The organism is Falsibacillus albus (assembly GCF_003668575.1).
Lineage (GTDB): Bacteria > Bacillota > Bacilli > Bacillales > DSM-25281 > Falsibacillus > Falsibacillus albus.
This window is the reverse complement of sequence record NZ_RCVZ01000006.1, coordinates 211,109-233,398: the sequence shown is the minus strand read 5'-3', so window position 1 is coordinate 233,398 and position 22,290 is coordinate 211,109. Positions and strand designations below refer to the sequence as shown.

General features: G+C 40.6%; 22 protein-coding genes and 1 riboswitch. Of the genes, 11 read left to right on the top strand and 11 right to left on the bottom strand.

The genetic code is table 11. The features are described from left to right. Positions 1-889 precede the first annotated feature (889 nt). A complete protein-coding gene (locus D9X91_RS11050) occupies positions 890-1,741 on the top strand; it encodes a DUF4097 family beta strand repeat-containing protein (RefSeq protein ID WP_121680674.1) in 852 nt (283 codons plus the stop codon). A gap of 112 nt (positions 1,742-1,853) precedes the next feature. Further along, positions 1,854-2,240: a hypothetical protein gene (locus tag D9X91_RS11045; RefSeq protein WP_121680673.1), complete on the top strand. Its 387-nt coding sequence runs from the start codon at positions 1,854-1,856 to the stop codon at positions 2,238-2,240. Between the two features lie 192 nt (positions 2,241-2,432). On the opposite strand, the gene pepF is transcribed toward D9X91_RS11045, so the two are convergent. Beyond that, positions 2,433-4,220: an oligoendopeptidase F gene (gene pepF / locus D9X91_RS11040; RefSeq protein WP_121680672.1), complete on the bottom strand. Its 1,788-nt coding sequence runs from the start codon at positions 4,218-4,220 to the stop codon at positions 2,433-2,435. Between the two features lie 410 nt (positions 4,221-4,630). Continuing rightward, positions 4,631-4,903: a hypothetical protein gene (locus D9X91_RS11030; protein WP_121680670.1), complete on the bottom strand. Its 273-nt coding sequence runs from the start codon at positions 4,901-4,903 to the stop codon at positions 4,631-4,633. Between the two features lie 195 nt (positions 4,904-5,098). On the opposite strand from D9X91_RS11030, the gene D9X91_RS11025 reads away from it, so the two are divergent. The 4 genes from D9X91_RS11025 to D9X91_RS11010 are packed head-to-tail and all read left to right on the top strand — an operon-like array spanning position 5,099 to position 9,931. Then, entirely contained in the window at positions 5,099-6,103 is a 1,005-nt protein-coding gene (locus tag D9X91_RS11025) for a DUF3231 family protein (protein WP_121680669.1), read from the top strand. Positions 6,104-6,117: 14 nt separating this feature from the next. Then, the gene (locus D9X91_RS11020; protein WP_121680668.1) at positions 6,118-7,599 is read left to right on the top strand and encodes a spore germination protein; all 1,482 of its coding nucleotides are present in this window, start codon (positions 6,118-6,120) and stop codon (positions 7,597-7,599) included. Further along, positions 7,589-8,797, top strand: a complete 1,209-nt coding sequence (locus D9X91_RS11015; RefSeq protein ID WP_121680667.1) for a Ger(x)C family spore germination protein — start codon at positions 7,589-7,591, stop codon at positions 8,795-8,797. Before D9X91_RS11020 ends, D9X91_RS11015 begins: the two co-directional genes overlap by 11 nt. A 15-nt stretch (positions 8,798-8,812) precedes the next feature. Continuing rightward, the gene (locus D9X91_RS11010) at positions 8,813-9,931 is read left to right on the top strand and encodes a GerAB/ArcD/ProY family transporter (protein ID WP_121680666.1); all 1,119 of its coding nucleotides are present in this window, start codon (positions 8,813-8,815) and stop codon (positions 9,929-9,931) included. Between the two features lie 11 nt (positions 9,932-9,942). On the opposite strand, the gene efeB is transcribed toward D9X91_RS11010, so the two are convergent. The 5 genes from efeB to D9X91_RS10985 form a co-directional block, all read right to left on the bottom strand. Next, positions 9,943-11,199, bottom strand: a complete 1,257-nt coding sequence (efeB, locus tag D9X91_RS11005) for an iron uptake transporter deferrochelatase/peroxidase subunit (RefSeq protein WP_121680665.1) — start codon at positions 11,197-11,199, stop codon at positions 9,943-9,945. Between the two features lie 17 nt (positions 11,200-11,216). Further along, on the bottom strand, positions 11,217-12,374 hold the full coding sequence (efeO, locus tag D9X91_RS11000; protein WP_121680664.1) for an iron uptake system protein EfeO: 1,158 nt from the start codon (positions 12,372-12,374) through the stop codon (positions 11,217-11,219). A gap of 21 nt (positions 12,375-12,395) precedes the next feature. After that, complete coding sequence (locus tag D9X91_RS10995; protein ID WP_121680663.1) at positions 12,396-13,829, bottom strand: FTR1 family iron permease; 1,434 nt, start codon at positions 13,827-13,829, stop codon at positions 12,396-12,398. A gap of 196 nt (positions 13,830-14,025) precedes the next feature. Then, positions 14,026-14,934, bottom strand: coding sequence for a DMT family transporter (locus D9X91_RS10990; RefSeq protein WP_121680662.1), 909 nt, complete (start codon positions 14,932-14,934; stop codon positions 14,026-14,028). A gap of 117 nt (positions 14,935-15,051) precedes the next feature. Further along, positions 15,052-15,645: a DedA family protein gene (locus D9X91_RS10985; RefSeq protein WP_121680661.1), complete on the bottom strand. Its 594-nt coding sequence runs from the start codon at positions 15,643-15,645 to the stop codon at positions 15,052-15,054. Between the two features lie 132 nt (positions 15,646-15,777). On the opposite strand from D9X91_RS10985, the gene D9X91_RS10980 reads away from it, so the two are divergent. From D9X91_RS10980 to D9X91_RS10970, 3 genes are all read left to right on the top strand, one after another. Continuing rightward, positions 15,778-16,155, top strand: coding sequence for a hypothetical protein (locus D9X91_RS10980; RefSeq protein WP_121680660.1), 378 nt, complete (start codon positions 15,778-15,780; stop codon positions 16,153-16,155). A 257-nt stretch (positions 16,156-16,412) separates the two neighbouring features. Further along, complete coding sequence (locus D9X91_RS10975; protein WP_121680659.1) at positions 16,413-17,204, top strand: metalloregulator ArsR/SmtB family transcription factor; 792 nt, start codon at positions 16,413-16,415, stop codon at positions 17,202-17,204. Beyond that, a complete protein-coding gene (locus D9X91_RS10970; RefSeq protein WP_158598294.1) occupies positions 17,201-17,632 on the top strand; it encodes an SRPBCC family protein in 432 nt (143 codons plus the stop codon). The genes D9X91_RS10975 and D9X91_RS10970 overlap by 4 nt, the downstream gene beginning before the upstream one ends. Positions 17,633-17,747: 115 nt before the next feature. Here the strand turns inward: D9X91_RS10970 and D9X91_RS10965 are convergent, their stop codons facing one another. Further along, complete coding sequence (locus tag D9X91_RS10965) at positions 17,748-17,975, bottom strand: hypothetical protein (protein WP_121680657.1); 228 nt, start codon at positions 17,973-17,975, stop codon at positions 17,748-17,750. A gap of 113 nt (positions 17,976-18,088) precedes the next feature. Between D9X91_RS10965 and D9X91_RS10960 the strand changes: the two genes are divergently transcribed. Then, a complete protein-coding gene (locus tag D9X91_RS10960) occupies positions 18,089-18,295 on the top strand; it encodes a uracil phosphoribosyltransferase (protein WP_121680656.1) in 207 nt (68 codons plus the stop codon). Positions 18,296-18,680: 385 nt separating this feature from the next. Then, positions 18,681-18,785, top strand: a riboswitch (SAM riboswitch). A gap of 164 nt (positions 18,786-18,949) precedes the next feature. Next, on the top strand, positions 18,950-19,723 hold the full coding sequence (locus D9X91_RS10955; protein ID WP_121680655.1) for an alpha/beta hydrolase: 774 nt from the start codon (positions 18,950-18,952) through the stop codon (positions 19,721-19,723). Here D9X91_RS10955 and D9X91_RS10950 read toward each other — a convergent pair. The 3 genes from D9X91_RS10950 to D9X91_RS10940 form a co-directional block, all read right to left on the bottom strand. After that, a complete protein-coding gene (locus tag D9X91_RS10950; RefSeq protein WP_233569771.1) occupies positions 19,694-20,290 on the bottom strand; it encodes an MFS transporter in 597 nt (198 codons plus the stop codon). The two genes, D9X91_RS10955 and D9X91_RS10950, sit on opposite strands and share 30 nt — an antisense overlap. Then, positions 20,287-21,723, bottom strand: coding sequence for an FAD-dependent oxidoreductase (locus D9X91_RS10945; RefSeq protein WP_407644188.1), 1,437 nt, complete (start codon positions 21,721-21,723; stop codon positions 20,287-20,289). Before D9X91_RS10945 ends, D9X91_RS10950 begins: the two co-directional genes overlap by 4 nt. An 89-nt stretch (positions 21,724-21,812) precedes the next feature. After that, complete coding sequence (locus tag D9X91_RS10940) at positions 21,813-22,220, bottom strand: sporulation protein (protein ID WP_158598293.1); 408 nt, start codon at positions 22,218-22,220, stop codon at positions 21,813-21,815. Positions 22,221-22,290: the final 70 nt, after the last annotated feature.

Sequence of the window (22,290 nt, the reverse complement as noted above, 5' to 3'; positions counted from 1 at the left end):
ATGACCGCCAGTACCCATTTGGATTTCCAACGGGCAGCAGATCCTCGTTTTGGTGACCGTCAGTATCTATTTCGCTCTCCGTCGGGCATCAGATCTCCATTCTGATTACCTTCCGTGCTCATTTCCCTCCCCGACGGGCATCAGATCTCCATTCTGATTACCTTCCGTGCTCATTTCGCTCTCCGTCGGGCATCAGGTCCTCGTTCTGGTTACCGCCAGTACTCATTTCTCTCCCCGACGGGCATCAGATCTCCATTCTGATTACCTTCCGTGCTCATTTCCCTCCCCGACGGGCATCAGATCCCCATTCTGATTACCTTCCGTGCTCATTTCGCTCCCCGACGGGCATCAGATCTCTGTTCTGATGACCGCCAGTACCCATTTGGATCTCCAACGGGCAGCAGGTCCTCGTTCTGGTTACCGTCAGTACTCATTTCTCTCCCAGACGGGCATCAGATCCCTGTTCTGGTGACCGTCAGGACCCTTTTCGCTCTCCGTCGGGCTTCAGATCTCTGTTCTGATGACCGCCAGTACCCATTTGGATCTCCAACGGGCAGCAGATCCTCGTTTTGGTGACCGTCAGGACTCATTTCTCTCCCCGACGGGCAGCAGATCCTCGTTCTGATTACCTTCCGTGCTCATTTCCCTCCCCGACGGGCATCAGATCCCTGTTCTGGTTACCTTCAGACTCATCTCTCTCCTCCCCTACATGCATCAGGGCCCCGCTGGAAACATACTAATTATAGAAAACTTTTGAGCTGTACACGGCATTCCAAAACTGATACGCCTCGAGACCTACAATAAAATAGAGCCAGCGAACAATTCCTAGGTTCCCAATGTCTTAGTAAAATAAAGGTAGTCAAAAAACACTCGGAAAGCAGGAATATATATGAAAAACTTTTTTGTATTTCTATTGATTGTGATTGCCGGCTATATCGTGATCGTTAATCCCTACCATTATTCATGGCTTCCTTTCGGCAAAGAAAAATCCGCGGCAGCCACCATCAGCAGTATCGATCTCGTTCACCTAAATGTTTCAGGCGTCAATACCATCATTGTTCCAGGAAATCGAGATAAAGTGAGCGCAACCTTGAAGGGAAATGGAAATGTCAAAGTCGAAAATAATGGCAATACAGTCAATGTGACTGTCAAACAAAAATGGTGGAATGGGTTTTCCTTATTCAACAAAAAGGAACTGACGGTTTACATTCCTAAGGAATATCAATCAGACTTAACAGTTGACCTTGGCTCCGGCAATTTGGAATTCAATTCCTCAACCCCATCCTTCAAGCTGAGAGATTTTCGACTTAACATCCGTTCCGGAAATATTCACCTTCGCAGTATTCAAACAGCCTCTTTTCATCTTGAAGGCTCATCTGGAAATGTAAACATTGAAAAAATGACGACCAATCACGGCTGGTTTCAGATGACTTCTGGAAACCTCGTACTCAAACATTATGTGGGGGGATTGGATTCATCTCTTTCTTCCGGTAATTTTAATGCTCAAATTGATCAATTAACAGGCAACATCAAAACCAATGCAAATTCTGGAAACATTAATCTTTACCTTCCCGAAAATGCGGACTTTTCATTTTTGGGAAAAGTGGGAAGCGGACGTATATCTTGTGATTTGCCGCTTAAAAGAAAAACAAGCAGCAAAAATCTAATAAAAGGCATACAAGGATCTGGAAAGTACAAAATCAATGTCGGCGCTCAAAGTGGTACGATACGGATTCACTGAAAGATATCCCCCTCAAGGGGATATTATTTTTTTGGACAATGTCCCTAATGGAGCACAGTGTCCAAGCGTAAAAACAACTGCCGCATAACTTAGTACAAAGGGGGTGAATTGCATGTGTAAAAATCATTGCACAGCACCATTGGGATGGGTCGATTGCGAATGCTGTCCACCAAGGCCAAAAATGGATATGTTCAAAACGCTCACTTTTTCCAATTGTGTACCATTTGCTGGTTCTTCCAACGAAAATGCCAATATTATCTTTGATGTAGAATCCAATGATATTCCGGTTGTTCTCGCTGGAAGCATTGAAAATTTCAGTTCGGACGGCATCAATGTAATTTTTGAGAGATCTTCTGGAAATGTCACGAGAACAGTGCTGGCCCATTCTTCCATCTCATTTGTTTATGATGACATTACAAGAGTTTCAGTATTTGGATTTGGCCAAGAATACACAGGATCATTTAACTTCCAAGCAACCTATACCATTCCAGAAAAATAATAAACTTTGGTTCTTATCAATTACTGTTAGTAGACACGAAATCTAATATTGATAAACGCCTTGTATTCAGCTTAAATAAGACAAAGAGACTGCCGCTCGATGCCACAGTCTCTTTTCATTAAGCATTAATTTTCCACCTGAATCTCAATTTGACTAAATGTTCAGCAAAAAAAATTTCTGTCTATCAATTTATCATAGTTCCCTTAATTCCTCCACCAATTCTCCAAAAATCCGTAGAGCATTCTGAATCGTTTCCGGCTTCGTTAAGTCCACCCCGACCCCTTTGAGCAGTTCCAGAGGGTAGTCAGAGCTCCCGCTTTTCAGGAAATTCAAGTAATTCTCTTTCACTCCATGGTCCCCTTCCAGAATCTTATCGGCGATATGAATCGCGGATGCATATCCTGTCGCGTATTTATACACATAAAATGGACGGTAGAAATGAGGAATGCGTGACCAGCCGAATTTTACTTCCTCGTCAAAGACGAGATCCTCACCTTGATATTGGCGATATATATCTTCATAAATGGTATTGAAGACCTCGGTGTTAAGAGGTTCGCCCCCTTCTGTTTTTTCATGAATTACTTTTTCAAATTCGGAAAACATGACCTGTGTAAAGAAAGTCCCTTTGAAGCTGTCAATAAAATGATTTATAAGGTGCTTTCGTAAATTTTCATCTTCTGTTGTTTTTAATAAATAGCGGATGAGCAGGACTTCATTGACGGTTGATGCAACTTCAGCAACGAAGATGGAATAACCGGCGCTGATCTGCGGCTGATATTTTGAACTATAGTATGAATGCATGCCATGTCCGCATTCATGTGTCAGTGTAAATAGGCTGTCAAGATCATCGTGGTGATTCAACAAGATGAATGGATGGACTCCATAAAGCCCGAGGTTATAGGCTCCAGAGCGCTTCCCCGGGGTTTCGCGCACATCAATGAAGCATTTTTCCTTAAATCCAGCCAATGTTTTCACATATTCTTCCCCTAGGGGCTCAAGGCTCTTCAGCATGATCGCAAAAGCTTCATCGTAAGAAATATTCTGCCTTACCCCTTGAACCAACGGGACACTTAAGTCATACGCACGCAGTTCCTCAACACCGAGCGTCTTTTTTCTAAGTCGATTATAGGCTTTCATCGTGTCAAGGTTATCTTTTGTTGCTGCAATTAAATTTTCATATACTTCTTTCGGGACCATATCCCCGAACAGCGATTTTTCCAATGCAGAAGGATAATTGCGCATTCCAGCCATCAGCACATTATTTTTCACTGCTGCAGTGAGGGTCGCGGCAATGGTATTTTTGGACTCCAAATACGGTTTGTAGTAAGCTTTATATGCTTCTTTTCTTTTCCCGCGGTCTTCATCCTCGATCAGTTTGGCATACATGCCCCTTGTCAATTCTATCTTCTCTCCGTCATCCTTGGTCACTTCTCCAAATTTGATGTCTGCATTATTAATCATCCCAAAGATGTTTTTCGGAGCAGCCAAAGCTTCGCCCATTTGTGATAGGACCTCTTCCTTCTCTTTGCTCAATACATGCTTTTTATACCTGTATGTTTCATACAAGTCTTCCTTGAAGTATTCCAGCCCTTCCACTTCCTGGATGTACTCTTCCAACTTATGTTCAGGAAGGCTCAATAAGAAAGGCATAAAAAAAGCAGTGGCGCCACTAATTTTTTGGCCCAATTGGCTTGCTCTGTCCAGTAGAGCGTGTGAGGAAGATACACGCGTATCCAAATCCACCTGCAGCATGGCATAGACGTACAGCTTTTTATAAATATATCCCATTTCCTCTCCAAGCTTTAAGTATTTGAAAAGGGATTGCCCGTCAATGATTTTCCCATCAAAGTCTTTTAGTTGCCCCGTCATTGTTATGACAGTTTCATAGTCTCTGTTCCAAGCATCAACATCTTTGTATATATCTTCAAGATTCCATTTTTCTTCTGATGGCACTTCATTTCTTGATTTGTATGTATTCATCGTTCATTCCCCTTTGCAATAAATTCTAAATCCTTCTTTTCACAATTTTCCTAGAAAGCGCTGTTGATCGCAACACATAATGATAACATTATTTGAGAAAACAGCTTTTCTTAAAGTGTATTGTAATTCATCGAAGGTTGATTATTTTCCACGCCAGGATGCTCGCTTTCCGATGGGCCACACCTGACCCGTTGGTCTCTCCGGAGTCTTGCACCATCCGCTCCAATCATCATCAAAGGAAGAAAAAAATCGAAAAAAACCAAACAATATTTGCAAATAGGCCCATTCGAAATACTCTTTTAAATTCATCCTATGCTTCTCCTTTTTCCTTAAGCCCAAAAAAAATAGGCATTGACCTTCATGATGATCAATACCTGTCCAATTTTTGGGCTGTGGAAATTCACTTACAATTAAATCCAAGAAAAGCCATTTCTTCTTCGGTGATGACGATTTTTATTTCGCTCTGCTTCAGCTGCTGCCCGTTCCGCTTCTTCCCGTTCTAGCGCAGCCCGTGCTGCAGCTTCTGCCTGTGCAGCTGCCACTGCTCGATCATCCGCTGAGTCTTGCGCAGACATCACATTATTGTTCCAATTATGTTCATCGACCACTATTACTCTATTAGCGCGAATGATGACTTGATCCGCATTAATTACTCTTCTTCTTCTACGATTTTGCTCCGACATTATTTCCCCTCCTTATTTTTAGATACTATACCCTATGTGAGTGTGGAGGATATGGAGTGGACAAATCATCCCTTTTTTAAAAAAATAGGCCGATACAGTAGACTGATTTCAAAATGCTCTAATATGACAAATTTGGATAAATACTATCCTCTCGGTAACCCTATAGAAAACATGTTCTTTTGAGGTGAATGATCGATGACTGAACATATTGGATTGACCAGCCCTGAAGTGACGGGATTATGGGGTACATATATGCAGAATAGTGCGATGATCTGTTTTTTTCAGCACTTCCTCCAGCATATGGAGGATGAAGAAATAAAACCGATTGTTGAAGAATCGCTTTCTAATGCCAAGAGAAGTGTCCAGGAAATCAAAGCATTATTCGAAGAAGAAAGCTTCCCCGTGCCGAAAGGTTTTTCAAATAATGATGTGGATTTGAACGCGCCTCGGTTATATTCAGATCTATTCTCGTTGAGCTTTGTCTATCGGTTGAATCAAATGACCGTCAATTTTTACGGAACGACGTTGACAAAAGTGGCCCGTTCGGATGTAGTCAAACTGTTTCAGTCATATTTGCAATCATCGACAGCTACCTTTGTCAAATCACTCAATCTAATGCTGTCTAAAGGAATATACGATCGGCCGCCCAAAATGACATATCCTGATGAAGTCATCATGATGAAAAAGCAGGAATCCCTACTTGAAACCTTATTTGGAGAAAAAAGAGCGCTGAATTCGGCAGAACTTGGCGAGATTTTTTATATTATCGAAAGGAATTATATCGGCCTTATTTTATTGGTCGGTTTAATCCAAGTTACGAAAGACCAGGAAGTAAAGAGCTTTTTCCTTAAGGGCAAAAAGCTGGCAGAAAAACAGATTGATGCATTCAATGGAATTTTGAGGAAAGAAGAAGCATTCGGCACCCTCCCCATCAGCATGGAGGTCACTGCTTCCATGACAGCGCCTTTTTCAGAACGATTGATGTCCTTCATCATCGCCACTACGACAGGGACAGGGGTATATTTAATCGGCTATGCCATATCTGTTTCTACAAGAAAAGATCTAACGGCGCACTATTTGTTATTAATGAGCGAAGTCATGGCTTACGGCAAGGAAGGAATGAGCTTGATGATCAAAAGGGGATGGATGGAGCAGCTTCCACAGGATATTAATCGAAAGAGCCTGATTAATAAAGAATAAGCGAGTTGAGAACGATGAAAAATATCAGTGAGCATGAAATGATTCAAAACCACATTGACATAAACCTAGACAACATAAAGAAAACACTATGCAATAGCTCAGATATACATGTACGGAAAGGAGTTACCGCTGATTCCATTCCGTTTGCCCTGATGTTCATTGATGAAATTGTCGATTCTGTAAGGATTGAGCAGTTAATCATCGATCCTCTCTTAACAATCTCGATACAAAAAAAGGACACTAAAGACCATTATTTAGTACAAATTGAAACAAGTATTTTAAAGATTAAATCAGTCAAATCTATTTCCAATATTAATGTCATCTGCGAGGATCTTTTAGATGGGAAAACGATCATTTTCTTCGAAGGTTTTTCAACTGCCCTTTCAACAGGAACATCACGCTGGCCGGAAAAAAGCCTTGAGGAGCCAAAAGCACAACGTACCCTTAAAGGTCCGAATGTAGGCTTTAATGAATCACTGCAATCCAATATTGGCCTGATCAGGAAAACCATTAAATCCCCAAAGCTAAAAATTGAAACGAAGCGATTCAACGAGACAATGGATACGGAAATCTCTCTCATTTACGTCGAAGGTATTGCTGATGAGGAAATCGTGAAGGAAGTCAAAAACAGATTAAAAAAAATCAATATCCCGATGATCCTCGATTCCAATTATCTCGAGGAAACGCTGACAAGTGAATCAAAATCCATCTTTCCTTTGACACTCTCAACCGACAGGCCTGATGTCGTTTGCGCTGAAATCATCGGCGGGAAGATTGCCATCATTGTGGATGGCACGCCATTCGTGATTACCCTGCCAACCGTGCTCATGCAACTAATCCAATCACCGGATGATTATTATACAACGACAAAATCCATCTTACTAAGGAGAGTATTACGATTTTTTTCATTTTTCCTTTCCATTATTCTACCGGGTCTATATATTGCCTTTGTGGTAGCTCAGCCTGGACTGCTACCGACTAGTTTATTGGTGAGCATGATGGCTCAAAGGGAATTGGTGCCGTTTCCGACATTGGTAGAAGTATTAATATTTTCGATCCTGATTTTATTCATTACAGAAAGTTCATTACGGCTGCCGCAAGGTGTGGTCTTCACTGTATCGGTTTTTTCGGCTATTTTGCTTGGCCAGGCAGCAGTGGAAGCACAGCTAGTCCAGCCTCAGACTTTGGTTGTTTTAAGTGCCTCCTTCATCATGAGAAGCATCGTCCCGATCAATTCCTTAAGAAGAGTGGCCAATGCATTGTCTTTTTCATTCATAGCCGTTGCTGCGTTTTTAGGTTTATACGGTGTCATCATCCAATGTATCTTCTTAGTCGTTCACCTTGTTTCATTGAGGTCTTTTGGAGTCCCTTATTTATCCCCGATGGCACCGTTTAATTTGGCCGATCAAAAAGATACATTACTCCGGGTCCCAATGGAACAAATCATAGATAATAAGAAAAAATATACGAAGGAAGATCCGATGAATGAAAAGTAACGGAACTGGCTTTAAAAAAAGGATTATAAGGTATACATGGCTTTCATTGCTCTGCATCGTGATTACCATCTCTTTAGGGAAAACGCTCAATGGAGCACCAATTAAAAAGATTGGCATCGTTTCCGGCATTGGCATCGACCTTGATGGAGATCAATATAATGTGACACTTCAGGTGATTTCGCCTGCTCTAAATGGAAAAACCAATACAGGTTCGTTGCCGACGACTGTTTACCATGAATCCGGAAAAACCATTCTAGATGGAATAAGAAAGATTAAACGGATCTGTTCACGTCGACTTTTTTTTGATGATACAAAGTTGATCATCATTCAGGATGAAGCGGTGAAAAAAAACAAACTTCCAGAAATCATCCATCTCTTGATACGGGAAAAAAATATATCCTCCTTGCTTTCGATCGTCATTACCAAAGACGTAAAAGCAAATGTAATATTAAGGACCTTCACCCCTGTTCAAAGCATCAATGCAGATCGGCTTCTTCAAATGCTTGAAACAGAGCAGGATATCGAGGGAGATATTTATATCGTCCACCCAAACAGCATTCAAAATGATCTGTTGGACAAGAAACGTGAATTGGCCATTCCATATATGACCATAAATGGAGACCCCAACGAGGGTACCGAACAGTCCAATGTGGAATCTTTTGAACCTCCATCATTGTACGAGATCCGAGGCATGGCTTATTTTAAAGGCACAAAACTGAAAGGGATGTTATCTCCTTCTGAAAGTAAGATGCTCGTCCTTCTGGAAAATAAATTGAATAGTTCCAGCTATGAATCAAAATGCAATGATGGAGAGGGCTTTGTCAACATGTTCATCAACCAGTCAAAGACTAAATTAAATGCTTCCATGAAAAATGGAAAGCCAGTTCTCTCGGCAAACATTTCGATTAAAGGACAAATCTTGGACAGCAACTGCCATCAGTCATTTTCAGGTGAAACAATTGAAAAGTACAATGGAATGTTTTCAGCCTCAATAAAGAAAAACGTCAAGAAACTCATCAAGAAAAGCCAAGAGGAAAAAAGTGATTTTATTGGTTTCGGAAAAGCTCTTTATATTCATGAACCTTCACAATGGGTAAAAGCAAAAAAACATTGGAATGAAATCTACCCCGAAGCCCGAGTTTATGTAAATGTCCATGTCAATCTGACCGATGCCGGTGATTCCTATAAACTAGAATAAAGCAGGGTGAAAACCATGAATGATAAAACCATAACCATTTTCCAAGTTTTTTCCATGATGGTGCTGTTTCTCCTCGGAAGCACCCTTGTGGCCGGCTTGGGCACTGAGAATGAAGGCCTTGCGTGGCTGATAATTTTGGTTACAATGATGATTGGAATCGCAATTTATTACGGCTATACGTATTTAAGCGTAAACCATCAATCGCTGGATATGTCCAGCCTGCTTTGCCAGGGTTTCGGAAAATGGTTGGGGAACACAATAAACATTGTTTATTCCCTTTATTTTGTTTATATTGCCAGCAGGGTGGTGAAGGACTTCACTTATTTCATCAGCCAAACCCTTTTCTATAATATTCCTTATTGGGTGATCAGCTTTACTTTGGTTTTCCTTGTCTGGTATGCGTGCATCAAAGGAATCGAAACAATCGCTCGATCATCGGAAGTCTTGATCTTCATTACGTTCGGATTAATGTTCTTTGTCATCATATTCAGTGTTTCTTCGTCACAAATTTCATACATGAATTTAAGACCCTATTTCCCTAATGAATGGTATACTCACTTATTACAATCCATTCCAGCTAAGATCACATTCCCATATGGCGAATTGGTTGTCTTCCTTTGGGTATTCCCTTATTTAAATAAGCCGAGAAGCCTTTATTCAAAAGGGGTGCTTGCCGTATTGCTGGCTGGCGGGACAATCATTATCCTCAGTGAAATCATCATTGCGATGCTCGGCCAAAAAATGGCAGCCGTCTATACCTATCCACTCGTCAAGGCAATCGAAATGATCAATTTTTTCAATATCATCCAGCACGTAGAATTCCTATCGGTCATCGCCTTTTTATGTGTGGGATTCATTAAAATCGCCATATTCACCTTTGCTGCGGCAAAAAGCACATCCATGATGTTTAAGAAACCGATGCTTAAACAATCCATCCACTTATATTCTCTAGTCATTTTCTTCTTAACTTTTATGATCGCACGCAATCTTCCCGAGCATAACTTTATCGGGCTATCGATCGTTCCCATATACATTCATATACCCCTTCAATTTGGGATTCCAGCTATATTGGCCATGACCTTATGGGTGAAGAAAAAACGGAATGGAAAAAAGGCCTTAAACGAAACGTTTTAAGGCCTTCGCATTTAGAACAGCGTCCCTTCCAAAAGGCGCTGCCCGACGTACCCCCCCTTTTTTATGCCTCCGGGGCAGGCAAACATCGCACTTCCAACATGCTTTGTATACTCGTTCAATTTATCTTTTTGACTCATCAGCTTCAGCATGGGGATGAACTGTTTATCCGGGTTTTGCTGGAAGCTGACGAAGAAAAGGCCGGCATTAATGGATCCCGTTTTGGGGTCGACCCCATCTGTATAGGAATAAGCCCTTCTGAAAATTTCCTGTTTGGTGCTCTTCGCCAGGCGAACATGGGAATCGACAGGCATTTTGTTCAACAAGACAGGATCTTTTTCATGGATTTGCCCAAATGGTGCACCACTGTCTTTTTTCCTGCCGAATGTGTCTTCCTGGTCCTTTAATGAAGACCGGTCCCACACTTCTAGGAACATCCTTATTTTTCGGACAGCCATATAGGTTCCCCCAATCATCCATGAGGGCTCCTTTTCATCCGCCCAAATGATTTTGTTTTGTTTAGGTTTATCCTTAGGAGATAAATTCGCCGTACCATCCTTGAAGCCGAATAGATTACGGCCGGTTTTTCCTTCTGACGCATTCAAAAATCCTGCCTGCATCCAATTTACTTCTGCCGTTCCGATCGAATTCTTGATGAAGTTTCGCAATGCATGAAAAGCCACTTGCTGAATGCTGGCACAAATTTGGATGCAAACATCCCCGCCGGTAAAGCCATCTTCAAAATCATCACCAGGCATGGATGGAATGCTTTTTAAATGCTTAGGCTTCAAGTGGCCAATGCCATATCGGCTGAGACCATTCTTTTGAAAAAATCCCGGGCCAAAACCGAACGTTACTGTTAAGTGTGCAGCAGATAGATCATTGGCTTCCCCTGTATCTTTTGGAGGCAGCCAGTCATTGGAGAAGCCTTTTGCATAAGAATTCCCCTTCGAAAATGTCTCGGCCATTTCTGTCCATTTTTTAAAAAGCTTGATTACATCAGACTTGCTTTCAGTCAATAAATTGAAGGATGCGGTATATGAATAAGTTTGCTGAGGATGAATGATACCCGCTTGGTGTGCTCCATAGAAGGGTACGGTCATCTCATTCGCAGAGGCATTTTGCGTTTTGCCGAATAGTTGATCGGCAAACATTGAAAAAGTTCCAAGGCCACTTGCTCCCACCGCAATTCCGGCCCCTGCAAATGCAGATAACTTCAAAAGTTCCCTTCTTGAAATTTTGTTTTTTTCTGTTGCAGCCTCTTTGTTCATAAACTTGCACTCCTTATTTATTGAAATACTTCAGCCGTTTGTGCCATAAGTTCGGACAATACATTCAACTCCTGGCTCAATCCCCTCACTTGATCTTTGGAAAGCTCATTATATGCCATGTATCGATCATTTTTTTGATAGTTTCTTAGAGCATTCTCCATTTTGGTGAATTGTTCGTCGAGTTTATCGGCAAGATCGGAATTTGGGGCTGTCAGTGCTGGGAGTATGGCATGATACACGGCTTTGGAACCCTCGACATTGGCAGCAAGATCGACTAAATCGATATGTGAATATCTCTCCTCTTCACCAGTAACTTTAGAAATGGCTGCTTCATTTAGAAGCTCCATGGATCCAGCGACGACTTGTGTAGGATTCAATTCCACAGATTTCATTTTGTCATGCAGCTCATTCACATCTTTATCAAGCTGGTCGGCATATTCAGCGGTACCTTCCAAGTTTCCACGTTCCCAAATCGCTTTTTCCAGCCGATGGAAACCTGACCAATCAGCTTGATCGACATCACCTTCGCGAGCGTCGATTTTCGGATCCAAGTCACCAAAACTCTCTGCAATCGGTTCGATTCGTTCATAATATACTCGGGCATATACATAGGCAGTCTTAGCAGCTGTTAAATCCTTGGCTCTTACGGCATCCGTGAATTCCTTTGTCGCGACCGTCAGTTTCGAAGTTTGATCAAGGACATATGCTTTGTAATCCTTTACCGCTTGATCCAAAGCCGTTGAAGCTTTCACGGCATTTTCCTTCGCATTTTCCAAATTAGACAAAGCCTTTTTCAATGGTTTCAGATTAGCTTTTACCTTTTCTAAATCAACAGAATCTTTTGTTGCCTCTATATAAATTGGCTGAAGGTATTTTTCAACATCGGTATAAAGAAGGGGATATTGATTTCTTACTTCATTTTCAAAGGAAAGCCATTGATTGTTCATCGCTTTTCCTTGTTTTTTCACATCATTTACATGTTCATCTTTAACCGACTGCTCCAGTTTTGTCAGCTGATCTTTTAATTCTTTTGTTTGCTTCTTCAAATCATCGGATTTGCTCTCTTGATGTACAGAAGCAGGTTGACTTTCCTTTTGCTCCGAACATCCCCCCAATACTGAAACGGTTAGTAAGGATAGGCAGAATGCCGTTGATAGCACTTTATTAATTTTCATAATGAATAGACTCCTTTTCTATTATTTCTTTTGGCCACCTTTTTTGATCATGATCATCACCAGGATGAAAACAATCATGATTAATTGCGGGATGCTGCTGTACCAGCTTGGATAAATGCCAAGCCAATCGATCCCGATTAGATAATCCACTGTATTGACCGGAATGTATCCTGATAATTGCAGACTATGAATTCCCGTCCCAAGAAATTTTATCGATAAATAAAATACAATGATGCTAGAAACCAAGAAAAATGGTTTAATCGGAATATTGACACCACATTTAATGATGGCAGTCCCAACCACCAACAATATTGCAAGGCCGATTCCAATTCCCGTTAACAGGTCCTGCACACTCATCTTCTGGATCATCCCGATCAAGAAAATGACCGTTTCAGCCCCCTCTCTCAATATCGCTAAAAAGGATATGAAGAAAAATGCCATCTTCCTTCCGCCATTTAGTGCGTCCTTTGTTTTTCCTTTGATATATGCGTTCCACTTTTGAATATTTGAATTTCGATGGAGCCAATATGTAACATATAGAAGCATCAGACTTGCCAGTACACCTGATATGCCATTCAGGAGAAAATTGTTCTTCCCAAATGCTGAGGATGATAATACATAACCGACAATGATGCCGATGATTCCACTGGCAAGAAGCCCTGCTGCAGCACCGCCCAATACCCAGTGAGTATCCTTCTTGGATTTCGACCTGCCTGTTATAGCCAATAAGGCACCAATCACAAGGAGAGCTTCCAGACCTTCTCTAATCGGTATCATCGCTGCATCCCAAATGCCATATGTATGTTCTGCTAAAGGCGCAAGATCTCTAGACATTTGATCTAATACATCGCTTGCTTTTTTGTAATCTTTTTTTTCAACATACGAACGTATAATCAATAGCCTTTTTTCAGAATCGTTATAAGCTTTTTTGGATTGGCTCACCACATTCCCTTCAACACTCAGCCAGTTTTCCTGAAGCTGCTGCACATAGGAGATCGACACATAATCATGATGTTCGAGTGCCGTTTGAGTTTTCTTGATCAGGGACAGATAACTCTCTAAATCTATCTTTTTTATATTTTGACCAGGTTCATTCAAATCACCACTATCATACGCCTTTACGAGAATGTTAAATTGGCGTACTGCCCGTTTTATCTTTTTGTGATTCCCATCGATCAATGCGAGAGAAATGGATGCGATCCCAGACTGGAGCATCGTGTATGCATATTTCGATTCATTTTTAACTTCAAGTTTTTGTTTGTTCCAGCTGTCCTTCAACATTCGAAAGTCTTCTTGAAGCTTTTCGTTATCTTTCTTTCCAGCATCTGTCATCAATATTTGTGAATATGTAGAAAAACCATTTCCTTTATCCGCTGCTGCAGCTCCTCCCGGCAGAAACAAGACACTTGCGGACAATAACAAAGTGCATAGGATAATCAGGATTTTATCTTTCATGATCGAAGTTACCTCCCTTCGCAATCACGAAGCATCATTTGATAATGATTCTCAATCGCACTTACTATTATGGATTCATTGAGAATCATTGTCAACTATAATTGAGAATTATTTTCACTAGTGGAATAGAAATTTGTATTCGCCTTTGACGAATAGATCCAAAAGAAAAGAGACCGCAGATGATTCCTGCGGCCCCTTACGAATGAAATTGACTCTCTCTTAATTCCTCTATTTCCTTTTTATCCTGAATGATGATAACAGAGAAAATAATCAAAAATACTCCTGCAGTTTGCCAAATTGTGAGCGTTTCTTTAAAAAAGATAACACCCGCCAATACAGCAATGACTGGTTCAATTGTTGCCATAATTGACGCCCTGCTTGATTCCACCGTCTCAAGTCCTTTTGTATAGAAAATATATGCCAGGACTGTAGACAGGAGTCCAAGACAACAAATATTAATAACAGCCCCGGGATTGGTGAGCACATCTCCTTTTTCCCATAGCTTGCTGATTGGAAGCATGAAAACGGCCGCGAAAAGAAATGTGTAGAAGGTTACTGTAAATGAATCGTACTTCAGAAGGGCGAATTTTCCGAAAATGCTATATAGAGCATACCCTACCCCCGCCCCTATGCCTGAAAGAAAGCCGACCATCGTAATATCTGCGTCAAAGCCGGGCAGCAATCCAACGACAAATGAACATCCCATAATAGATGTAAGGAGTGCAATCATCTTGGAAGGAGTTATCCTCTCTTGAAATAGAATCGCTGATAACAGCATAACAAATGCAGGCGCTGTGTATAAAAGTACGGCTGCAACCGTCAAGCCTGATTCCTTTATGGTGAAAAAAAGGCACCAATTAAAAAATACGATGCTAAGGATCCCTGTCCCGACAAAATATTTGACATCGGAAAGGGAAATCTTTGGAATGCGATGATTTTTGAATAACGCGAACCCGACAAGTATGAGTGCAGCTGCTGACACCCTAATTGCCACCACTTGCATAGGTGTATATCCATATGTATAAAGATTATTCACAAATATCCCGATGATCCCCCACAAAGATGCGCCGATAATGATCTGTATATAAGGCAATTTAGCCGTCAATTTTGCACTCTCCCTTTTTATCAGAAAAAAACGAACTTTACACTTCGCTGTTTCAAACTAAAAAAGATTGTCCCTTTTTAGCGTGCAATGCACAAACAGGACAATCTTTTCAGGCAATTATCTATTTTTCTTTTGCATTCCCTTAACGGAAAAATAAATGATGCCGATAATCAATGCCACAATGATGGAAGGCAGCACATACGGATGAGCCTTTTCTTTGATTTGCATCCAATTGTCCCCAAGGACCATTCCTAAATACAAGAAAAATATCGTCCATGGAATGATGGCAGCAACTGTATATAATGTAAACTTCCGAAAGGACATCTTGGCAATTCCTGCCGGTATGGAAATGGCATGTCTAACAACTGGAATGAATCGTGCGCTGAAAATGACACCCGGCCCATATTTTTCAAACCAATTCTCTGATACATCAATATGATGTTTATTGATCAAAAGAAATTTTCCGTATTTCTCCAAAAAAGGTCTTCCTCCATATGATCCGAGCCAATATAGGAACAATTGTGCAATCGTGCCTCCGATGGTGCCCGCGATGACAGCTCCAATAAAATTGATTTTCTCAATGGAAATGAGATAACCGCCGTATCCCAAGACGAACTCACTCGGAATGACTTCAATCATCAAACCCAGCGCGATTCCGAAGTAACCAAGATCCGACAAGGTATTTAAAACAGATAAGATAAACTCTTTCATAGTTTCCCCTTTACTTCATTTTTATTAGTTTTATATGCAAATATAAACGTATTATACTAAAAAAAAGCAACTCTACTCAATAGAAATCTAGATCGCTGTAATTTGTTCTATACAAATCCAGGCGGCTCGATTATGATAAGATTAATATTTTTGAAAGGAAATAATTCCATGGCCGTCTATAAAAAGCTCCAATGGTTTTTCATTTCCATCCTTTTGCTTCAGACCCTTACAATATACCCTTTCATTCATGGCAAAAACTCAGGACAGCCCCTGACTATTCAAGAATTAAATGATTCTGCCTATACTATCGCCATCGATCACACTCCAAAGGTAAAATTATTCTATACACCCATTTCATTTTTATCATTCATTTTGATTAGTCTGGTCATTTGCCCATCCATAAAACTATTTTTGCATTCGACGACCAGCTTAATTAAACAAAAGGAAAAATTATTGCCTGTCATCTATCAATCGGCGTACTTCATCTACTCTACTTCCATTAAGAAATGATATAGGAGGTGGAAGTGGTGAAGGATTCTCATCTTTGGATGTTGACGATACTATCTGTACTTTCTTTTTACGGATTGATCGCGGTTTTCTATTTTACCATAGGAAGATAAACCATTTTTTCAACTGCCCTTGACGTGTGTCATCACATATCAACGTGGCAGTTTTTTATGTTGTACAAATTATTTTTATCATGTTACTATATAGTCACATAACAAACATGTTACCTATACGTAACATGTTTTGCAAGGATGATGTGAATGTTTAACAATGGTCTGGATGATGTTTTCAAGGCGCTCAGCCATGAAACTAGGAGACAAATTCTCGATTTATTAAAAGACGGTCCAAAGACGACTGGTGAATTAACCGATCACTTTCCAGAAGTCTCTAGGTATGCTGTCATGAAACATCTGTCCATATTGGAAGAGGCTAAACTATTGCTCATTCGACGCAAAGGCCGGACAAGATTGAATTATTTGAATGCCGTCCCCCTTCAAGCGTTATATGAGAGATGGGTCAGTCAATACCAAGGAAAAAATGCATTGTCACTGTTGACATTAAAAGACACTTTGGAAGGGAGTATGATGGATATGAACGAAAGTACAGGATTGAAGCACGGAACATTTCAAATTGAACAAGAGGTTGAAATCAATGCACCTAAGGACATTGTTTTTGATTCATTGACCCGGCATATTGATAAATGGTGGGCCTATAGACTGTGCGGCGCTGAATCCAATTTGTCAATCGATCCAAAAGCAGGGGGAAAATTCATTGAAAAAGGAAAGGGTGGAAATGCAGCCCTGTGGGGAACTATCACCTATTTTGACCCTAATAATGAAATCAGACTTGAGGGATTATTGGGTATGCAAGGAGCTGTTATAAGCGCCTATGGCTATAGACTAGAAACATATGGAAACTTAACACTCCTTAAGCTTTCTCATCAAGCTTCCGGATTATTGGATCCTGAATGGCATCAAGCCCATGAAGAAGGATGGAAGGAATTGCTGGGTACTTTCTTAAAAGAGTTTGTCGAAGAGGGGAAAACAAGATGATCAAAATCGAGGTCAACAATTATATAGAGCGGCCTCCACACGAGGTATTCCGCTATATCGCTAACTTTGAGAACAACCCGAAATGGCAGGGAGGCATGGTTAAGGCTAAATTTACAACTCCTGGACCGATTGAGATAGGGTCGACCTATGAACAGACTGCAAAGTTTCTCGGGAAACGGATCATCACCACTTTTAAGGTCACTGAATTTATGGAGGATCAAAAAATAAAAATTGAAAGCATCTCCAGTTCATTTCCGATCCAAGTCACTCGATATGTAGAACCATCTTCTTCTGGTACAAGAGTTTTTGCAATCGTTCAAGGCGATGCACGCAGATTTTTTCGGATTTCTGAACCACTTCTGAAGCTTATGGTTTCATCTTCTGTCAAATCTGATTATCGAAAGTTGAAAAAACAACTGGAAGGTTGATATTTCTTAATGTCGAACCGCATGCGATCCAAGCTTTCAGGGAGAATAGCTCTCCCCCCTATTCTCTTTGTTGGCAAGCCAGTATTGAATTTTTATTAGATCAACATTGGCGAATTCAGATAATATGGTTAAGGAAATGCACAAAGAGTACCCCAAGGCCCATCACGATTGCTATGGCTGGGCCAACAACAAATGCTCCAAATGCCAATGATTTCAATGCATCGAAAAATCCTGAAGTAAAGGATTCGTTTTGATGATGATATGACTCTTTTTCTAACGCTTCAAGTCTGCTATTGATTGATTTCAATTCATTTAATATGTCCTGTTGGATTTTGTCGCTCATATAAGTACCACCTTTCCAATATCCATTTCGACAAATAGGCGAAAATCCCTTTACAAAAACTAGAAATAACTCTATCATCATGTTGTACAAAGAATAACAAGGAGAGTGCTATCATGGCGAAAAGCAATGCGCGAAAAAAACGAGATAAGTTGATCCGCGAAGGAAAACAAAATCCGGAAATGCATCGGGGTTTATATGCTTTGGCAGATTTAAGGACCCGAAAGACAAAAACGAAAACAGAAAAACAATTTCAGATGAAGCATAAAGGTCGATTATCCCAGGATTTCCACGAGGATCATCGACTTTTTTTGTTCTGTTAAACACCGCTGTTGATTTCCGTGCAAGTCTTCGCTTTCCGCGGGCCACACACGAAGAGAGGTCCTTCGATGTTGGCACAGGACAAGGAATTCTTCGACAGCGACACATCACACGAAGAAAAATGACTGGCATTTTTCGAGGAAGTGCCGAACTTAATTGAACATCCGCCCAACCTCTCCTCGCTTTCTGAGGGGGGTCCCCTATCCCGCTAATCCCGCCGGAGTCTTCGTCTTGCACTCCAATCAACAGCTTAAAACGTACTAATCTCAACACCTAGCTTTAATTTTTAGACGCTTGCTCATTTCGCCATCATTAAAAATAATTATTCCTATTGACTTAATCGGAATTAATATCATATAATACATTGAAACTATTCAATTTCATATTCATTTATCAAGAGTGAACGAGAGTACTGGCTCGACGACTTCACAGCAACCTGCTTTTCATGCAAGGTGCTCCTACCAGCAAAGCATTTGCTTTGGGTGATAAAGCTATTATGTTGCTTCCCTTTTTGCTCAAATGCAAAAAGGTTTTTTTATTTTTCTTTAGCTGTCTTGAGCATTCCCTCTATTATTAATTTCGCAAGTCCATGAGAGACTATTTCCTGCTGTTGAATCATTTTGGTTTAAATTTTTTAGAAAGTTTGGTGAGAATGAATGAGTCCAACAAGATATTCAGTCATTGAAGGTGCAGAAACGATCTTCCTAAAGGGCAGCCATATTGGCATTTTAGTATGCCATGGATTTATGGGCACACCACAAAGTGTCGTAGAGTTCAGCCGTCAAATTCATGAACTTACAGGATGCACAGTATTGGCCCCCCGCCTAAAAGGGCACGGTACTTGTGAAGCTGATTTGCACCAATGTACCCATCATGATTGGTTCAATGATTTAGTTCAAGCATTTCATTTCTTGAAACACAGCTGTCAATCGATATTTATTGCCGGGCAGTCGATGGGGGCGATCCTTGCATTGAACCTTGCAGCAAAGGGATTTGCTGTGCAAGGGATAATCACCATCAATGCAGCATTATCAGTGCCGGGCTATGAATGCTTCCGCCACCAAGAAATTCCAACTTACATTCGGGAACAAACGCCCGATATCCGTCATCCCATCTTTGAAGAAATCACCTATGATCATGTTCCGATCAGCGCAATCAAAGAACTCCTGAAGCTAATTGATGAGACGAAAGATCAGCTTACGAAGATCAATTGTCCTGCGCTTCTGATAAAATCGTATAATGACCATGTTGTACCGCATGAAAATACGGATGTTATTTGGGAAGCGATTAAATCAAAGGAGAAAAGGATCATCAGCCTTGAGAAATCCTACCATGTAGCAACACTGGATTGTGAGTTGAGTGAAATCGTATTGAACGTATGTTCATTCATCAAGCACAATTCAGTCCAAGCCGCTTTTCATCCAAATTGAAGAGCCAGTTCGGCGTTTTAATGACTTTTTTATGTTTGACTCTTTCATACAAAGAAGAGTCAGTCCACTGCAAAAATAAAACAAAGAGCAAATGTAAAAAATCACATGAATGGTAAAATAGTCAATCAGCATGCCGCACCCCATGACGGCAAGTGCGGAATAGATGGATGTCCAGAAATGATAGTTTCCAATGATCCTACCTTGATTCGAGCCTTCACTCATTTTAGCAATATAGGATTTTTCTCCATTCTTTTGAAGAGACCCTAGAAGGCCAAGCAAAAACTGGAAAAAATAAACTTCGTGCAAGCTTATAATATTGGGAATGAACAAGAAAATCAATGACATCCCAACGGCATGGAACCCCAAAAGCAGCTTGCTTCCGAAAGCATCCACTGCACGACCGGCCAATCGATGAACCAATGCCGAACTAAGTGTGAAAAGACCGTATGCTATGCCAAAACTGGAAAAATTGGATCCGATATTTTTAATAAATAAGAGATAGAAGGGAAACGCAACACTTGATGCCATAAGCGACAGACTTTGAGAAACAATAAACCATCTGATCATTGGCCATATTCCTCATAAAACTCATTCATGAAACGCTCTGATGGATCCAGCTTCCTTTTCGACTCAAAAAAATCATCTGCTTTTGGATAGGCTGCCTTCATTTGCGCCTTGGTCGGGTATGCATAATACGGCAAATAATAACTCCCATCATGATTCAGTGTCACATCGATCATTTTTCGGATGATCTTTTGTGTTTTCATTATCCCTTCAGATGACTTTTTCTGATTGATCAACAGAACGAAGGCAAACATATCTTCCTTGGCATAAGATAACGCTGCGGCATTATTTTTTTCCACATAGCGGATCGTGATATTCATAAGGTTCAGGTCCTCACCCTTCAAGGTTTCACGAAGATCATCGATATAAGGGACGAACTGATCCACAGGAACATAGTATTCTTGTAAAATATCCGTATCATCACTATTTTCATATTCCAAGAACTTCGATTCAGATCGCATAGCATTATTCCTTGTGATATACTGTCCATCCAATGACTCAAAATACCTCTTTTGACTTTTCCATAACAATGTCTTTCCCCAGTCAAAATCCCTGGATAGTCCAAGCATAAATTTGGTCACAAACGTCCCTTCATCTTCTTTCAATTTTGTATAATCATTAAATTTAGACTGATCATCCGCTCTTAAATAGTCTATTGCGTACATATCCGTTAAAAATGTATCCGGCTCTGTCGATATCCGGGCAATGTGCATTTCTGCCTTCGGATCGTGCAAAACCTTGTTTTTGAAAAAATCCGGATATTCCTTATAATTCATCGCGGTTGTACGATATGTATATAATGAATCATCTGTCAATTTCAGGGTAGCATCCAATATCACACCAAAAAGTCCATAGCCGCCGATCACCAATGGGAAATATTCGCTGTTTTCGGTTCGAGAAACATTGATGACTTTTCCATTTGCTGTCAGTAATCGGAATGATTGAACAGTGTCAATCAATGATCCGTTTCGTATATCCCTCCCATGTGCATTCACCGACAATGAACCCCCGATCGTAAAAATATTTTGAGACTGCATGACTTTGACCGAAAAGCCATATGGATTTATAGCTTTTTGAACATCATCCCAGGTTGCGCCACTTTGGACCGTTATTGTTTTGCTCACTCGATCGATGTGAAGGATTTTATTATATGGTTTCATATCCAGGACGACAGCTCCAGGATAATAGGTATGCCCTCCTTGACTGTGCCTCTTTCCCGCAATCGAAACCTTTAAACCCTTTTCATTCGCTTCCTCGATAACATCGATCATACCCTGTTCTTCCCTGCCTGGAATGATTTGATGAACTTTGACTGGCATAAGATGGCTGACATCCTCCATTACATCACCGGGATTTTTATGCTGCTTATTTGAAACGAAAAATGCTGCTATGTACAATAGAATGATTATGCAAATGATTATCGATTTCCTTCTCACCACACCACTCCTAATAACAAAAGAGTCATTAAGTGTATTTTTACACTTAATGACTCTTTTTGCAATCATTTTTTACTTGTTTTTCAAATTTATTCCACTACGACTATCGTGTCTTCATCCTGAGGGTTGATGGAATTAGGGATTAATAAAATCGTTCTTAACACGGTTTCAGATGATCCATGTGTGAGAGGATGATCACTTTCCAAGGCGATTTCAAAAGGAATGCGCTTCGTTTCTTTCGGCTTGATTTTGCCAATATCACTTATGCTTTTCTCCATGATTTCTCTTTCATGTTGGGTAAAATCACTGTCTTCTTTGATTTCCTCATATCTGTATAACAACGAAAGCAGAATGGCATCCACCTTTTGAACGATATTCCCCCCGTAAATCACAATTTCCCCTTCGATTCTATCCTTCCTACTCAGTCTTGGATTACGAACGATCGTATCCACTTTCATATTCCCAATCCCGATGCTTGACAAAAACTCCTTCCACATTGCGCACACCACCCTTTCATCCATTCTACTAACAATATACCAGCAGCACCGATTTCAAACCACCCCTGCA

Excerpts from the sequence above, each read along its gene's own strand:
- D9X91_RS10975 (WP_121680659.1), top strand. The coding sequence starts at position 16,413 with ATGTTTAACAATGGTCTGGATGATGTTTTCAAGGCGCTCAGCCATGAA.
- D9X91_RS11025 (WP_121680669.1), top strand. The coding sequence starts at position 5,099 with ATGACTGAACATATTGGATTGACCAGCCCTGAAGTGACGGGATTATGG.
- D9X91_RS11050 (WP_121680674.1), top strand. The coding sequence starts at position 890 with ATGAAAAACTTTTTTGTATTTCTATTGATTGTGATTGCCGGCTATATC.
- D9X91_RS11015 (WP_121680667.1), top strand. The coding sequence starts at position 7,589 with ATGAAAAGTAACGGAACTGGCTTTAAAAAAAGGATTATAAGGTATACA.
- D9X91_RS11020 (WP_121680668.1), top strand. The coding sequence starts at position 6,118 with ATGAAAAATATCAGTGAGCATGAAATGATTCAAAACCACATTGACATA.
- D9X91_RS10985 (WP_121680661.1), bottom strand. The coding sequence starts at position 15,645 with ATGAAAGAGTTTATCTTATCTGTTTTAAATACCTTGTCGGATCTTGGT.
- D9X91_RS10950 (WP_233569771.1), bottom strand. The coding sequence starts at position 20,290 with ATGATCAGATGGTTTATTGTTTCTCAAAGTCTGTCGCTTATGGCATCA.
- D9X91_RS10995 (WP_121680663.1), bottom strand. The coding sequence starts at position 13,829 with ATGAAAGATAAAATCCTGATTATCCTATGCACTTTGTTATTGTCCGCA.
- efeB (WP_121680665.1), bottom strand. The coding sequence starts at position 11,199 with ATGAACAAAGAGGCTGCAACAGAAAAAAACAAAATTTCAAGAAGGGAA.
- D9X91_RS10960 (WP_121680656.1), top strand. The coding sequence starts at position 18,089 with ATGGCGAAAAGCAATGCGCGAAAAAAACGAGATAAGTTGATCCGCGAA.
- efeO (WP_121680664.1), bottom strand. The coding sequence starts at position 12,374 with ATGAAAATTAATAAAGTGCTATCAACGGCATTCTGCCTATCCTTACTA.
- D9X91_RS10940 (WP_158598293.1), bottom strand. The coding sequence starts at position 22,220 with ATGTGGAAGGAGTTTTTGTCAAGCATCGGGATTGGGAATATGAAAGTG.
- pepF (WP_121680672.1), bottom strand. The coding sequence starts at position 4,220 with ATGAATACATACAAATCAAGAAATGAAGTGCCATCAGAAGAAAAATGG.
- D9X91_RS10980 (WP_121680660.1), top strand. The coding sequence starts at position 15,778 with ATGATAAGATTAATATTTTTGAAAGGAAATAATTCCATGGCCGTCTAT.
- D9X91_RS11045 (WP_121680673.1), top strand. The coding sequence starts at position 1,854 with ATGTGTAAAAATCATTGCACAGCACCATTGGGATGGGTCGATTGCGAA.
- D9X91_RS11010 (WP_121680666.1), top strand. The coding sequence starts at position 8,813 with ATGAATGATAAAACCATAACCATTTTCCAAGTTTTTTCCATGATGGTG.
- D9X91_RS11030 (WP_121680670.1), bottom strand. The coding sequence starts at position 4,903 with ATGTCGGAGCAAAATCGTAGAAGAAGAAGAGTAATTAATGCGGATCAA.
- D9X91_RS10970 (WP_158598294.1), top strand. The coding sequence starts at position 17,201 with ATGATCAAAATCGAGGTCAACAATTATATAGAGCGGCCTCCACACGAG.
- D9X91_RS10965 (WP_121680657.1), bottom strand. The coding sequence starts at position 17,975 with ATGAGCGACAAAATCCAACAGGACATATTAAATGAATTGAAATCAATC.
- D9X91_RS10955 (WP_121680655.1), top strand. The coding sequence starts at position 18,950 with ATGAGTCCAACAAGATATTCAGTCATTGAAGGTGCAGAAACGATCTTC.